The sequence below is a fragment of the Subdoligranulum sp. APC924/74 genome, assembly GCF_003324125.1.
GTDB lineage: Bacteria > Bacillota > Clostridia > Oscillospirales > Ruminococcaceae > Gemmiger > Gemmiger qucibialis.
Map to the genome: position 1 here is coordinate 1 of NZ_PSQF01000064.1, position 15,722 is coordinate 15,722.

Sequence of the window (15,722 nt, forward strand, 5' to 3'; positions counted from 1 at the left end):
TTATCGAGCATTTTGGCAACGCAGATGCCGTGCCGCAGCCGCCGGAGCGGTGCTTAAGCCGTAAGGCGGGAATTGTGCGGTGTTGCCTTAGAGAACCATGATGAAAAATAAGGATAGGCGAATGTTGCGGTTTCTGTTTGTTCCTCTGATTCTTGAAAAAGATGTAGGATGAAACAGTCTTCCTCATTTATTGCTGTATTCCAGAGAGTTTTCAAATGGCTGACAGCTTTTCACCATACCCGTTCCATTTTTGCGCTTGCCATACAATCGAAAAACTGCTATAGTGAGTTACAAGAACAGCAGACCGAGTAAATCGGTTGCGCCTTACACGATTCAAAAGGAGCTGAAATTATTATGGAAGGTGCTTACTATAACGGGCAATATTTGAACAGACTGGAACGGCTTGGATATTCGCAGGCCGAAATTGACAACAAGCTGGAAAGCACATTTGAGGAGATGTTCTATGGTCCGGAGGGGGTTCGCCTTTGCCATTGTGCCGGACCTGACATGATGTACATAGAGGATACGGGGAACCATGACGTCCGTACCGAGGGCATGTCCTACGCAATGATGTTCTGCGTACAAATGAATCGCCAGAAGGAATTCGACTGCCTGTGGCGATGGGTCGTGACCCACATGTACCTCACCGAAGGGGAAAACGCCGGCTATTTTGCCTGGTCCTGTCATACTGACGGCAGCAAAAATTCCGATGGACCCGCCCCTGACGGCGAAGAATTTTTTGCCATGTCCCTGTTTTTTGCGGCCAACCGCTGGGGTTCCGGCGAAGGGGTACTGGATTACGCTTCCTGGGCACGGCGCATCTTGCACGCATGTGTACACAAAGGCGAAGAAGCCGGTTCCGGATTTCCCATGTGGAACCCCGAAAACCATCTCATCAAATTCATTCCCAACTGTGAATTTACCGATCCCTCTTATCATTTGCCGCATTTCTATGAACTTTTTGCTCTGTGGAGCGACGAATGCGACCGTCCTTTCTGGCATGCAGCCGCAGCGGCCAGCCGCCAGTACCTGCGCAAAGCCTGCCACGCCCGTACCGGATTGAGTGCCGAATATGCCGAGTACGACGGCCGCCCGCATCGGGGTGATCAGCCGGACCGTCACGACTGGTTCTTCAGCGATGCATACCGCACGTTGGGCAACATTGCTTTGGATGCCCAATGGTTCGGGGACAAAGACGGTTGGGCCCAAGAAACAGCTGCACATATTCAGCAATTTTTTGAAGAAAAGGAACACGGGCAAACAAACGGCATCTATCTGATCGACGGCACACCCGTTGAAGGAAATGCTCTGCATCCTGTAGGGCTTCTGGCTACCATTGCGCAGGGTTCCCTGATTCTGGATGACGCCTGCGCGGATGAATGGCTCCGCCGGTTCTTTAGCACTCCGCTCCGTTCCGGACCGCGGCGTTATTATGACAATTGCCTGTATCTTTTTGCGCTGCTTGCTTTAAGCGGGCATTACCGCATCTGGTTCCCGCAAGAAGCAACGGTATAATGTACCTTTGTGCCTGTTGAAATTCACTGGGATGGCCTGAGCAAGTTTACTTCCATCACCGGTCAGGTGCTTAGCGGTGATGGTGCCGGCGCGGCTGCCTACAATACGTTCGATAATCCCCATCAAGTCGAGCCGAAGCCGTTGACAAACATAACTGTTGGTACCAACAGCTTTGCTTCCCTCTTGCCCGCATGCAGCGTTGCCGCCTTTACGCTGAAAGCCTGATTTCCAGACCAAAGCAAAAGAGCGCCGGAGATGACTTCCGCGCTCTTTTGCTTTTTTCTATGCCGTCAAACGGTTACTTTTTGCCGTCTGAATTCTCCGTAGTATCCTGAGACTGCTCCTGATTTATCTGAGAAGAGTACTGCTCTGAGCACTTCATGAAAACGTCATTTAAAACAAATGCATTTGCATAAGCGATCGAAGAGAACCCCAGCGCAAACCACAAAAACAATCCATAGCGCAATGTGGTCTGTGTATACAGGGTCAATGCTACACATGCGCCTATCAACAACAACATGGAAAAGGTTTTGGGCAAAGAGGTCACAGACATGATAAACGCATTCCGTATGGTACCTAAAACCGTATTGTTGAATCTTGCAAGCAGCGGGAAAGCATATACGAAGGTCATCATATAAGCGATTGCTGCCACGGGAATCAAAATCTTAAAGCTGCTGTTTTGGAAATTCCCGGAATGCCATAGAAGATAGATATCATAGCCCAGAAATCCCCCTGCGGCCCCAAAAAGAATTCCCATCAGTACGCCCTGGCGGAAATTTGCCCGGAATGACTTGAAAAAATTGCCGACCACCGGAGTGCCGTCTTTTTCACCCGCCATTTTTGTGGTGACATAATGTAAAGCCGTGATGGCAGGGCCAATGGTAACCACCGGAATGCAGCAAACCAGGAACAGCAGATTCAGGACAATAAGATCCCACACAACGCCCAGGGCGCGCATCAGGGGGCTGTCCGGATTAAAAACGCCTCTCAATGAGTTCTCCTCCTTTTTTTCAGAATGTAAATATTCACAAAAAACAGCGATTCAGATTGTGCACTATTATTTGATTGACAATGGTTCTGTGGCTGAATTATACTGATACTGGCATTATACTTTGCACCGCTAAAAATAGCAAGGTCATTTTGCAACATTCACCGGTAAGGAGCTTTGTATGAACCGGTTTCATCATGTCAGAATCAAGCTGGAAAGTTTTCTCAATAACTTAAGCCTGAAGAAAAAACTTAGATATCTTTATTTTTTATGTATTCTGGTCCCCATATTTTTGACCGATATTGTAATTTTACATGCATTAACCAAGAACGAGCATGCCGAGCAGCTGCACCAGATGGAAAAAATAGCCAAATCAGTGCAGTCGATGCTTTCCGCCGCCACAGAAGATTCCGCGCTGATTTCTACCAGCCTGTATATGGATAACTCCCTTCAGGATTTTGTGAGCCGGCAATATGCCAGTCCCCAGGACTATTTTTCAAGTTACCGAGAATACATCCACAATTCTTTGCTGCAGGGTGTTTCCCGGATCACAAATTCTGTCATACGGGTGTATGCAGACAATGAAACCCTGATAAACGGCAGTGAATTTGCACGGTTATCCACCGTTTCGCAGGAGCCCTGGTATCAGCAGTATACTGCGGATGGCTACAGCCCGCGGCTTCTTTTTTCTTATGATGAAACAGATGGGCGCCAGGTGTTGTTTTTACGTGGGATGAATGGCCTTTACAGCAATAAGGCGGAGTGCCTTTTGTGTATTGAAATCAATTACAGCACGCTGGACCGCGATTTCCAGAACATGGGGTATAACGATTCAGTTTATGTATGCAGCGGTAACCGGATTTTGCTTACGAACGCAATGCCCAATTATCGTTGGCAGCCTTATGACACATTCTCCCCGTCTGATTCGGTAGGCTTGTCCCAGCATTTTACCCTTTACGGGGAAGATCTGGACATCTATGTGATGGAACCAAGCGGCAACGTTTTAGCCCTGATTCGCCAAAACATCCATATCCTGATCCTGCTGCTGATCCTGAACATTATTCCCCCGCAGCTTTTGATGAATCTGCTGGAGAATTCCATTACTTCTCGTCTTTCCCGTCTGGAAAAAGTCTTCAACCAGATAGACAGCGACGTGTTGATCAAGATTTCCGGGCCAAGCGGTCAAGATGAGATCGGCCGTCTGATGGACAACTACAACCGCATGGCTGACCGGATGAACAGCCTGATTGACACCGCCTACCGATGCCGACTGAAAGAGCAGAAGATGGATATTGCCCGGCAGAACGCAGAGCTGATGGCTTTATACAGCCAAATCAATCCCCATTTTCTGTTCAACGCACTGGAAAGCATCCGTATGCACAGCATCCTGAAAAAAGAAGAAGAAACCGCCGATATGATACAGAAATTGGCCATAATGGTGCGCCAAAACGTGGATTGGTCCTCGGATTCCAATACCATTAAGCGTGAGCTGGCGTTTGTTGAAGCGTACCTGTCCTTGCAAAAATATCGCTTCGGGGAGCGCCTTTCGTATCAAATCAATGCGCAGGAAGATTGCCAGAACATCCTGGTTCCGAAATTGACCATTACCACCTTTGTGGAAAATGCCTGTGTGCACGGTATTGAAGCAAAATCTTTTCCCGGTTGGATTTTTGTACGCGTGTATACAGAAAACGATGCGCTTTGCATGGAAATTGAAGATACCGGTGGCGGTATGGACGAGGCCGAGGTAGAACGTATTCAAGACCGGATGCGCAACGCCAGCCTGAAAATGTTAAAAGAAAAAGGACGCGTAGGCATGGTGAACACCTGCCTGCGCATCCGCATGATGACGGAGGATACTGCACAGTTCTCGGTGGAAAGCGAGCCAGGCATTGGAACACTTGTTTCGATTCGGTTTCCTCTGAACAAAGCAATAAGGGCGGAGTGACATGTTAAAAGTTATTATCGTAGATGATGAGCAGTTTATTGCGCAAGGTTTGCAGGCGTTGATTGACTGGAACGCCGCAGGCTATGAAGTGGCTGCCGTTTTGTCTGACGGACAGGAGGCTTTGGAGTACATAAAAAAGTTACCCGTTGACCTTGTCATCACCGACGTTATGATGCCAAAAATGACCGGACTTGAATTACTGGAAACTGTTCGCCGGGAGAATCTTTCCAACGCCGGTTTCGTGATTCTGAGCGGATACAGTGAGTTTTCCTATGCTCAAAAAGCGCTGCGCTACGGGTGTATCGACTATCTTCTCAAACCGGTGGAAAAGCAAGATCTGTTATCCATTCTCAGCAAATACAATAACATCTCGCAAAACAGCAAAATGGAGGAGCAGTACGAACTGGCCTATCAGGCCCGGTGTTTGATCTCGTTGCTGTTCGGCAAATATGATCCCCACGGCGTGGATTATCTGCATAAGCATCTGGATTTTTCGGACGGCGTTCGTTACATTGAAATTTCCGCTTGCCATTCTTCGGACAACGAAGATGACGATGATGAGAACCACTTCCGTATGGTGCAGCGTGACCTGTACCAAAGCTGTGCGCAAATTTTAGGCGAGGACCGGAGCCGGTGTTTCTGTGACGCTTCGTTAGATCGCGTTGGGTATGGGATTGCTTTTGTTTACAGCGGTGCGCTTGCCCGAAATGCCGGCTGTTCCGAAACACAGTATATCCAGGATTTTTATAAGAAATTGGGTGTTTCGACACAACACGAATTGCGATTTCTGGTTGGCAAAAAAGTGGACGATATCACCACTGTTTCTGAATCGTATGATACCGTCTGCGGGCTGAAAAACCTTTGCGCCTTCCGCCAGCCAAAATCGATCTATTATTACGAGGAAGAGTTATCGGTTCCGCAAGAAAGAGCCGTTTTGTGCAAAGATACCCTGGATCAGTTGATTACCGCCATTGAACTGAATGAGCAGGAACGCATCGGCTCCGAAATAGACGATTTGTTTGCCGAAATGCAGCAGCGTGGCGTACATGACAAAGATATCAACCTGAACTTAAATTATCTTTTGTTCCGGCTTATGCATCTTGCATCCAATTTGGACAACGAAGCCAACCAGAAGGAAATGCTGCAATTTATCAGCGCGCAGTCTTTCCGGGAAGGAATTTCCCGCGGGAGCCGACAGCATCTGTTCCGCTTTGCACGCGAGTATGCAGACTACCTTTCCCTTCTGCGAAAAAATATCTCCATCGATATTTTGGATTCTATCGACAAGGAAATCCAGGAACACTACTCGGAAAACCTGACGTTGCAGGGCTTTGGCAAAAAATACTATATCAACAGTGCATACTTAGGGCAAATCTTCCGCAAAAAATACGGGCAGTCCTTTAAAAACTATTTGTGTTCTTACCGTATTAACGAAGCGTGCCGCCAGTTATTGTACACAAACAAGCAGATCGGCCGCATTGCCGAAGATGTGGGCTATAAAGATGTGGATTATTTCCTTTGCAAATTTATCGAGCTGAAAGGCTGTACGCCTTCCCATTTTCGGAAGAGCAAAACCGAGAAACCACATTCTGAATTTCCCGGGAAATAATTCACACCAGAATAATCATACACTTGCTTTTCGTTTTTTGCATTCTTAAAAAACAACGATAAGCCAAACAAAAGTGCAGGCATGTTGCCTTCCAAAATACTTCAAGGATGGGGGACTGCCTGTCTTTTTTGTATCATTGTTTCGCTGTTTAGCGCGATTTCCTCTTCCGTTGAATTTGCAAAGCTATAATTTTCAGGGGTTTTTACTGGAATTTGTCGGTTGTGTAAAACATTTTTGGTATATATACTTAAATCAGGGAAACCCGCAAGGGCGGAAAATCTATCTACAGGAGGCCAATTATGAAAGTAAAATTGTGGCGGCGCGCATTTGCGGCAAGTATGTCCGCGGTCATGCTGCTGGGCTTAACGGCATGTGGCGGTTCTAATTCCACCGAATCGTCCGATGGGATCAAAACATTTACGATGTTTACCGCAATGCCCGGTTCCGAAATCAATGATGACAACGATGTTATGAACATCATTGCCGAAAAGACCGGTGCCAAACTGAAAGAGACCTGGCTGACCGGCCAGACCGACGCAGAAGCCATCGGCACAATCATCGCGGGCGGTGAGTATCCGGACTTCATCAATGGCGGCGATGCCATGATGTCTCTTTACGATGCAGGCGTCCTGGTGCCTTGGGATGATTACCTGGAAAAGTATCCCAACCTGAAAGAGATGTACACCGACGAAGAGTGGGACAACTTCCGCCAGGAGGACGGCAAAATCTATTGGGCCAACGTATTCCAGAACACCTATGGCGAAGATCGTGCCACCACCCATAACGATGAAGCCTTCTGGATTCAGGCGCGTGTTCTGGAATGGGCCGGTTACCCCGAAATCAAAACCCTGGACCAGTATTTCGATCTGCTGGAAAGCTATGCCGATGCCAACCCCACCATGGCAAACGGTACCAAGAACATTCCCTACACGGCACTTTGCGAAGACTGGCGCTATTTCTGCATCGAGAATGCACCCCAGTTCCTTGATGGGTATCCCAACGATGGCTCTGTCATTGTAGACAAGGATACGATGCAGGTGGTTGACTACAATACCACGCCTACTGCCAAGAGGTATTTCCAGAAATTGAACGAAGAATACCAGAAAGGCTACGTGGACGTAGAATTCGCCACCCAGACCTACGATGAATACATCGCCAAGCTTTCCACCGGCGCTGTGCTGGGCATGTGCGACCAGTGGTGGGACTTCGCGAACAATGTCAATGATGTTTTCAAACAGCAGGGTTTGGACGAGCAGGGCTGCAACTACGTTCCGCTGGGCCTGACCATTGACGAAGGAATGGAAAACCGCTGGCACACCTACGCCGATACCCTGAACAATTCCAGCGGCGTGGCCGTTACCACCAGCTGCTCCGATATTGACGCTGCATTTAAGTTTATGAACGATCTGCTGGATCAGGAAATCCACGATCTTCGCTTCTGGGGCGTTGAAGGTGAGGATTACCTGGTTGATGAAAACGGCCTGTATTACCGCACCGATGAAATGCGGACGAAATGCGCGGATCCCACCTACAAGGCCTCACACCTGTGCAGCTATTCCTACATGCCGCAGTGGCTGGGCACCAGCCGGGACGGCAAGAACGCCATGAAGCCCGAGCAGCAGACAAGCGAATTCCTGGACGGCCTGTCCACCCCCCTGCAGAAAGTGTTTGCTGCCTACGGCGTAGACAGCTACGTCGATATGATCGGTTCTGTGAAAGAAGAAGAGGGCCCCTGGTTCCCGATGTATTCTTACTCCGGTTCAATGACTACCGCAACCCCCGGTGGTGTTGCCTGGGTCAAGATGGGCGAAGTCAAACACGAATGGCTGCCCAAAGTTGTTATGGCGCCTGATTTTGAAAGCACCTGGAATCAATACATGACTGCGTACAACGCAGCCAATCCGCAGGATTTCTTGGCAGAAATGCAAACTGAGCTTGAGCGCCGTGCCGGTCTTTGATGCCCGTTATTGCAGGCGACATAGACGTTGACACATACAAGTGGCCACGGTTGCACGGTGTAGCTGTGGCCACTTTTTTATGAAATGCATTCAACCCGCAAGCTCCTTAAACGTTAGTTTGCAACACATGATTCGCCATACACGTTCCTTAGGAGGACTCTCCAATGAAAAATCCATCAAAGCGTATTACATGGAAAGAGATTTCACGCCAGAAATTTCTGATGGTCTGTGCGGCTATCTTTTTTGTATACGGCATCGTATTTTATTATGTTCCACTGGCAGGCTGGGTAATGGCCTTTCAGGACTACAAACCCAAAGACGGCCTCTTCGGATCTAAATTCGTAGGACTGGAAAAGTTTAAATTCCTGTTCTCTGACGACGTCTTTTTGCGTGATATCCGTAACACTCTGGCCATGGGCGTTCTCAATCTGGTGACCACCTTTTTAATGGCCATTATCTTCGCCATCCTGCTGAACGAAGTACGCAACATGTTCGGCAAAAAGCTTGTTCAAACGGTTTCCTATCTGCCCCACTTCCTTTCCTGGATCGTTGTCACCGGTATTCTGCACGATGCGCTGTCTTCCACCGGTATCATCAATGAGATGCTGGTGAACCTGGGCATTCTGAATTCGCCCATCAACTTCTTCGCCAATCCGGGTTATTTTTGGCCAATCGTTGCATTTGCCAATGTTTGGAAGGAAACCGGCTGGAATGCCATTGTCTACCTTGCCGCCATTACCTCCATCGATCCCAGCCTGTATGAGGCAGCCACTTTGGATGGTGCCGGCCGGTGGGGCAAAATCTGGCACGTCACGCTTCCTGGCATCAAGTCCACCATTATGATTCTGCTGATCATGAATATTGGCAACGTATTGAATGCAGGCTTTGAAGTCCAGTATCTGCTTGGCAACGGCCTGGTCAAGAGTGTTTCGGAAACCATTGATATCTACACCTTGACTTGGGGCATCAGCCAGAACGATTATTCTTTGGGTACTGCAGCCGGTATCTTCAAGAGCGTCGTTGCAATTATTCTGATTCTCGGCGCAAACTGGATTGCCAAACGTGCCGGTGAAGACAGATTGTTCTAAGGGGAGGGTACACATGAAAATCAAATCATCCACCATGGACAAAGTCTTTGTTACCTGCAATACCATTTTCCTGGTTTTGTTCGTCACCATTACGCTGTATCCTGTTCTGAACACGGTGGCGCTTTCTTTCAACGACGGTGTCGACGCCGTACGCGGTGGCATCCATCTGTGGCCGCGCATCTTTACGCTCTCGAACTATAAAACGGTTCTGCATCAGCAGAACATCCTCACCGGTGCAGTGGTTTCGGTGGCCAGAACTGTGTTGGGAACCATCTTCGCCCTGGTAACGAACGCACTTTTGGCCTACATCATCAGCCGCAAACGCTTTTTGTTCCGTTCCCAGCTGTCTTTGTTCTGGGTCATCACCATGTACGTGAACGGCGGTATGATCCCCACCTTGGTTTTGTACCGCAACATGAACCTGACCAACTCTTTCTGGGTATACGTCATTCCGGGCATGGTCAGCGCATTTAACGTTCTGGTTATGCGCACTTTCATGGAAGGTCTGCCCAGCGCGCTGGAAGAATCCGCCATGATTGACGGTGCCAACGATTTCACCATCTTTACCCGTATCATCTCGCCCCTGTGCAAGCCGGTGTATGCCACCGTCGCCCTGTTCGTAGCTGTCGGACAGTGGAACTCCTGGTTCGATGCTATGTTGTACAACCGGATGAACACCCAGTATACGACCCTGCAATATGAGTTGATGAAGCTTCTTTCCTCTGTCATGCAGCAAAGCGGCAGTGCCACCACCGGCGGCAACACCGCTACCGCAGTCGTCACGCCGGTTACCGTGCGTTCCGCCGCTACTGTGGTGACAATGCTTCCCATCATTCTGCTTTATCCCTTCCTGCAAAGATACTTTGTATCCGGCATGACCATTGGCAGTGTAAAAGAGTAAAATCCTTTTCCTGCCATTCGCCCCTGTTTTCCAGTGCCTGTAATCCGAAAAGTCAGTTCGGCGGCACCCTTCAATAGCTATGGCCGCTGCATCTGTTTTTCCTCTTGGATGCAGCGGCCATAACTCTATATTTTTGCATGCAGAATATCACCCCTTTATACCTGGAGGTTTTCTATGCTTTCCGTTAAAAATCCTATCATGACAGGCTTCTTTCCCGACCCTTCGATTTGCCGGGTAGGGAACAAATTCTATACGGTTCATTCGACATTTGCGTATTTTCCCGGCGTGCCGGTTTTTGAGAGCGAAGATCTTGTCCACTGGAATTTGATCAGCAATGTGCTCGATCGTGATTCTCAGGTTCCTTTGTCCGGCTGTCAGCATTCCCAGGGGATTTTTGCCCCTACCATTCGTTACCATAAGGGCACCTGGTATATGATTACCACCAACGTGTCCGACCAAGGAAATTTTATCGTCACTGCAAAAGATCCGCGCGGCCCCTGGTCCGAGCCTTACTATTTGGGTGAGTCTACCGGCGGCATTGATCCCAGTCTCTTTTTTGACGATGACGGTACCTGCTATTATATCGGCCAACGGCCGCGTTCTGCCGGGTACCGCTACAATGGCGACTGCGAAATTTGGATTCAAACTCTGGATCTGGACACGATGAAGTTAAAGCCCGATGCCACCATTGTACTTACCGGATTTCAGCGCAAAGCCATTTGGCCGGAGGGACCTCACCTGTACAAAAAGGACGGTTACTATTACATTTTGCATGCGGAAAGCGGTACTTCCATCCACCACAGCGTCATGATCGCGCGCAGCAAAAATGTGTTTGGTCCCTACGAGTACTGCCCCTGCAACCCCATTCTGACGCATCGCCATTTGGGAGCCCAATATCCTGTTACCTGCGTCGGTCATGCCGACTTAGTGGATGACGGAAACGGCAACTGGTATATGGTTGTATTGGCTTGCCGGCCGAACCAAGGGTACACGTTGTTGGGGCGTGAAACCTTTTTGGCAAAGGTCACCTGGGAAGATGGTTGGCCGGTTGTAAATGCGGGGGTCGGTCATCTTGAAGAAGTAGTCACGCTGCCTTACGAGGGGCAGCCTTCTGACGACGTACCCCAATGTAAAACCTATACGTTTGATACACCTTCTCTGCCGCTGGAATTGCTGACTTTGCGCAATCACCGCGATCACGAACTGGAACTGCACGCAGAAGAGCATATTGTTCGTCTTTTCCATCGTTGCGACAGCTTGAAGGATTGCGGTGAGCCTGCATACCTCGCGCTGCGTCAGCAACACTGGAATTGCGAATTTGAAACCAGCTTTACCCCGCATTTCTGCAAAGAGAGTGATTGCGCCGGTATTGCCATGGTTCAAAGCAACGAAAACCATCTGCGGGCAGAGTGCTATCCCCAGGATTCGGGGGTCAAACTTGTTGTTTCTCTTTGCAAAGATGGTAAAGACAGCTGTTTGGCGCAAATGGATCTGTCGGCTGCACTCCCCATCAAACTGAAGTTGCGCGTAGAAGGGCTTGTGGCCAGTGTTCTTTACCAAAGCAATAGTGAATGGAAACCGGTTATCTCCGACATTGATCTGCGCTCTTTAAGCACGGAACATGCCGGCGGTTTTGTCGGCTGTACACTGGGGTTATACGCTTCCGGCAATGGAGAGGACGCTGGTGGTTATTCTGATTTTGAAAGAATGACCTATCGCGAACTTCCCACCAATTAATCCTTCACGAATCATTCGGTAGCGGTTGCCAAATGGAGAGAGAATGTCCAGCCGGCGAGGAGCCCGCCCACAAATAAAAAGCCATACGAATCCGCGAAAAGCCCAGCGGATGTGGGTGTTTGGAAACCGAATCTCCCGGATCGATACCTGCGTAACCCGTCCATACTCTTCCCTATCGCAAATACAAAAAAGCAGACCCGTGGACTCACGGGTCTGCTTTTTGTATGCACGATTCATTTACAAAACGAAACGCTTGATTGCTCCGCAACACAATAGGCTTATAGTTTTCAACTCATCTTTTTCAAAGTTGTACAGAGACGTCGGTATTTTCTCCGGTCAATCCAATATACCTTGCATGGGAATACGATGCATTGCGTGATGCCTGGAGGGTTGTGTAACGTCGTTTTTGCTTCTTGTAAGCCCCTTGTCATCTGGCACTGAAACGTGCTGTATGGTGCCTTAAAATCGATCCTGTGGCATGGCCGGAATTGATTCGAGAAGAAGTGTTTATGGTTACACCGTTCAGACATAAACGTCTGATGGGCAAACTGTTCATCCTGCATGGCGATCATGGCGATTCGCATTTCGTCGGAATTCTGGTCGATGACATTGCGGAGATTGCCAAGACGTTCCTTCAGACAGAATCCACTGGCAGAGACCCCCATAATCTTCTGAGATGGATCATCTCGCACTTTTTGAGCAATGTTTTTGCTGGTGTTCCCAACGAAAATAAAATCCGCAGAAAAGGCTGCACGCAACGATCCAGGTAATAGGATTGGTTAGACAAATACACCAGAAACCGAAAGGTTGAAGCAGAAAATGAATGCACAAAAAACGGCAAAGAAGCTCGGCCACGCCACCAATTATGGTGATAAGGCCGTTCCCGAGCCCAACCAAAGCATTGCGGAACAGAAAAATCCATGCCAAAAATAAAAGGAACCACACGCTTGTGTAGAGATATTGCAGTGCATAATGTACCATTTTGGGCGAGGGATCACTCAAAAATATCCGCAGAATGGCTTTGGAGGCAATTCCATACAAAGCCATACCCAGAATTGCAGCACCAAGGGAAAGGAGCATCGTGCTGCGTACACCAACAAAAATGCGTTTTGTTTTCCTGGCTCCTATGTTTTGTGCGCAATACGTAGAAATGCCCGAGCCCAGTGCGATCATAGGTTGCATCACCAAGGATTCAAGCTTAGAAGCGGCAGTATAGGCCGCCATTACGGAAGAACCGAATTGATTGATGCCGCTCTGCAGAATCATAATTCCAAACGCAGTAACGGTTTGGTTTAACGCCATGGGAATGCCGCTTTGTATCATACACAGAATCCGATAAGGATCGGGGTACAGATCGCGGATACTGAGACGTAGATTGTTGTAGTTGTGAAACATGTACCAAAAGCATAGCAGTGCAGAAATTCCCTGTGACAACACCGTTGCCCAAGCGGCGCCTGCAGTTCCCATATGTAGTGTCGCGATAAAAAATATATCCAAAACAATATTCAAGAATGACGACAAAATGAGGAAATATAAAGGTGTGCGGCTGTCACCCAAAGAGCGAAGGATACTGGCTGCAATATTGTAGGCCATCGTACACAGGATGCCGCCAAAGATAACGCGAAGATATTCGTGTGCGTAGAGGAGTACGTTCGAAGGGGTGTGCAACGCTAACAGAATCTGGCGGCTAAAAGAAACGGTAGGAATCGTGAGGATAACTGAAAACACCACTGTGAGCAAGAGTGCTGTGCCAACTACCTTCTTTAGTTCGTTCAGACGGTGCCCGCCAAATGCCTGTGAGACTAAAATACCGCAGCCCTGGGTAAGGCCGGAAGCAAAGCCAATTACAAGATATACAGTGCTTCCGGTCGCCCCCACGGCAGCAAGGGCGTCTTCACCCAAAAATTGCCCGACAATGATCGTATCGGCCATGTTATATATTTGCTGGAATAGGGTTCCAAGCAAGACGGGTACGGAGAAAAAGAAGATGGTTTTGGTGGGGCTGCCTACGGTCATATCTTTTGTCTTGTTCATGGCGTAATCCTCGGATCAATCCCAAACCCTGTGTGATCCACATTCAGGGTGCAAATAGAGCAAAAATTATTCGAGGCGGCATCAAGCTTGTCCGGCTGCCGTCTCGTTGGCATCATAACACCGAGGGGGGTGGATGTCAAGGGGGGAAAATATAGTTCATTTCACCCTTGACTTCTGACCCCAACAGCATTATTGAGCATTGATGATTTGGTACGAACCAACACCAGAAATCACTCCTTTTAGGCTACGCTTTGGCCCACAATAAAGCTCCCAACTGCTAGGCAGCCAGTTTTTTCGTTCTGGGTCAAATTGTTTTGAAACAAAAAAGAGAAGGCTTGCGCCTTCCCTTTACAACTGCATATTACCATGCAACAAGTCTACACCAACACCTTTACACAAATAACCTGCCTTTGCGTTTTTATTTTAGCAGTTTACTTAATGTAGATTAAGTACAAGTTTTTGAAGTCAAGAACTACTTCGGTCTTTTCGTTGTCGTAAGGAGAAACATCGAAGCCATCTACGATTTTCAAAAGTTCTTGTAACAGCTTGTGTTTTGATTCATCATTCTAGGTGCTGAAATAACTGGAAAAGGCACAAGGGCAAAGTATATTCCAATGGACAGAGTATAACACATCACAAAAACGCACGCGTACGATTCTTAACGCGCGCGTATTTTTTGACGCGTTCTATGTGTGCTATGCCTCTTGACAACCATCTGACCACTCTTTTCTCCCTAGCCGGTTTTATTTGCCGTTTTTCACGCTCCAACGTTTTATTACAGCCACCATAACCAGCGCCGGAAGTTGTGCACACCACACAATTTCCGGCGCTGGTTCATTGTATTTTCCTGGCTGTCACAGTTTTCCCTTCTCGGCAGCCTGCAAAACACCGTCCAGCTTGGCGGATTTTAGTTCCGATTTTCATGATACAGCGCTGCCTCCATTTTGTAGACACATTCGAAGCCCTGATATACTATATTCGCTGGTATAAACTAAAAAAGAGAGGCCCGACACTAAGTGTCGATTCTCCCAATATAGATCAACATAAGAAAAGCGCCCTGCTTTGCAACAAGGCGCTTTCTGGTGCACCATGTGGGAGCAAACCCGAACACTTTTGTGTATCCGGGCGGCATTGGCATCACGCGGCTGCTCACCCGGAAGTGATGCCTGTTGTTCCTCCGTGCGAGGATAAAAGAGGGGTGTTGAAACATCAAGGGGCTTTTGCGGCATATCCTCGCTTTGCAAACTGGGCTGCGGTATTCCACAGTCCCCTTGACATTTCCCCATCCCTCTTTTTTTAGGCTAATCGCGGAACAACCCACATCTTCTTATCCCGGTGGGATAACAGAATCCAAAAGCAAACATGGAACTTGCTTAGTTCAATAGCATCATAGCGATATTCGCACCAATTCCGACACATGAAAAAGCCGCGAAAAAGTAAATTACCGCCTTTTTAATAAATGTTAATGCTACATTATCTCCACTTTTAGACGGATTTGCATTGTAAAAATCAGAATATCCATTCCAAAATATAATCGCTATAAGGCTGCTAACAGGCGGGATTACCACCGCCCATATCTTCGGCAAATAGTTTGTTGCCCCCGCACTGTTCCATTGCACAGCTGCTACATCTGGCAAATACATAAAGGCAACAATGCTAAGAATCACTGTCACTGCAAGAATGAGCAACTGGATTTTTGTCCTCGTATTCTTCATATCTTATCACCTCGATGTCATTCTATCACACGCATCATTCCAATTCAATTATATTTCTGTTAATTGATACGAGCAACACAAAAAATGACCGTCCTGCTAAATACGCAGAACGGTCAAGAAACTGTCACATTAAACGACCTTACACAGTAGGAAATGGTGCAACAAAAAAGCCGCAACATTCGTTGCGGCTTTTTCTGGTGCACCATCGGGGACTCTCCCGCGCTCTAAA

At 48.1% G+C, this 15,722-nt stretch carries 11 protein-coding genes; 8 read left to right on the forward strand and 3 right to left on the reverse strand.

Going from position 1 to position 15,722, the window contains the following annotated elements; all coding sequences use genetic code 11:
* Positions 1 to 354: 354 nt before the first annotated feature.
* The gene (locus tag C4885_RS12095) at positions 355 to 1,515 is read left to right on the forward strand and encodes a glycosyl hydrolase family 8 (RefSeq protein WP_114000579.1); all 1,161 of its coding nucleotides are present in this window, start codon (positions 355 to 357) and stop codon (positions 1,513 to 1,515) included.
* Positions 1,516 to 1,524: 9 nt separating this feature from the next.
* Complete coding sequence (locus tag C4885_RS12100) at positions 1,525 to 1,740, forward strand: alpha-L-arabinofuranosidase C-terminal domain-containing protein (RefSeq protein WP_242979592.1); 216 nt, start codon at positions 1,525 to 1,527, stop codon at positions 1,738 to 1,740.
* 73 nt (positions 1,741 to 1,813) lie between these two features.
* On the opposite strand, the gene C4885_RS12105 is transcribed toward C4885_RS12100, so the two are convergent.
* Positions 1,814 to 2,506 (reverse strand): YesL family protein, encoded by a 693-nt coding sequence (locus tag C4885_RS12105; protein ID WP_114000580.1) that lies wholly within the window; start codon positions 2,504 to 2,506, stop codon positions 1,814 to 1,816.
* Positions 2,507 to 2,684: 178 nt separating this feature from the next.
* Here C4885_RS12105 and C4885_RS12110 point away from each other — a divergent pair, with 178 nt between their 5' ends.
* From C4885_RS12110 to C4885_RS12135, 6 genes are all read left to right on the forward strand, one after another.
* On the forward strand, positions 2,685 to 4,451 hold the full coding sequence (locus tag C4885_RS12110) for a sensor histidine kinase (protein ID WP_114000581.1): 1,767 nt from the start codon (positions 2,685 to 2,687) through the stop codon (positions 4,449 to 4,451).
* 1 nt (position 4,452) lies between these two features.
* The gene (locus C4885_RS12115; RefSeq protein ID WP_114000582.1) at positions 4,453 to 6,060 is read left to right on the forward strand and encodes a response regulator; all 1,608 of its coding nucleotides are present in this window, start codon (positions 4,453 to 4,455) and stop codon (positions 6,058 to 6,060) included.
* Positions 6,061 to 6,359: 299 nt separating this feature from the next.
* Complete coding sequence (locus tag C4885_RS12120; protein WP_114000583.1) at positions 6,360 to 8,018, forward strand: sugar ABC transporter substrate-binding protein; 1,659 nt, start codon at positions 6,360 to 6,362, stop codon at positions 8,016 to 8,018.
* 164 nt (positions 8,019 to 8,182) lie between these two features.
* On the forward strand, positions 8,183 to 9,106 hold the full coding sequence (locus C4885_RS12125) for a sugar ABC transporter permease (protein ID WP_114000584.1): 924 nt from the start codon (positions 8,183 to 8,185) through the stop codon (positions 9,104 to 9,106).
* 13 nt (positions 9,107 to 9,119) lie between these two features.
* Positions 9,120 to 10,007, forward strand: a complete 888-nt coding sequence (locus tag C4885_RS12130; protein ID WP_114000585.1) for a carbohydrate ABC transporter permease — start codon at positions 9,120 to 9,122, stop codon at positions 10,005 to 10,007.
* Between the two features lie 174 nt (positions 10,008 to 10,181).
* Positions 10,182 to 11,744: a glycoside hydrolase family 43 protein gene (locus tag C4885_RS12135; RefSeq protein WP_114000586.1), complete on the forward strand. Its 1,563-nt coding sequence runs from the start codon at positions 10,182 to 10,184 to the stop codon at positions 11,742 to 11,744.
* A 681-nt stretch (positions 11,745 to 12,425) separates the two neighbouring features.
* Here C4885_RS12135 and C4885_RS12140 read toward each other — a convergent pair.
* Both C4885_RS12140 and C4885_RS12145 read right to left on the reverse strand, forming a co-directional pair.
* Complete coding sequence (locus C4885_RS12140; RefSeq protein WP_114000587.1) at positions 12,426 to 13,778, reverse strand: MATE family efflux transporter; 1,353 nt, start codon at positions 13,776 to 13,778, stop codon at positions 12,426 to 12,428.
* Between the two features lie 1,373 nt (positions 13,779 to 15,151).
* Positions 15,152 to 15,493: a DUF1648 domain-containing protein gene (locus tag C4885_RS12145; protein ID WP_114000588.1), complete on the reverse strand. Its 342-nt coding sequence runs from the start codon at positions 15,491 to 15,493 to the stop codon at positions 15,152 to 15,154.
* Positions 15,494 to 15,722: the final 229 nt, after the last annotated feature.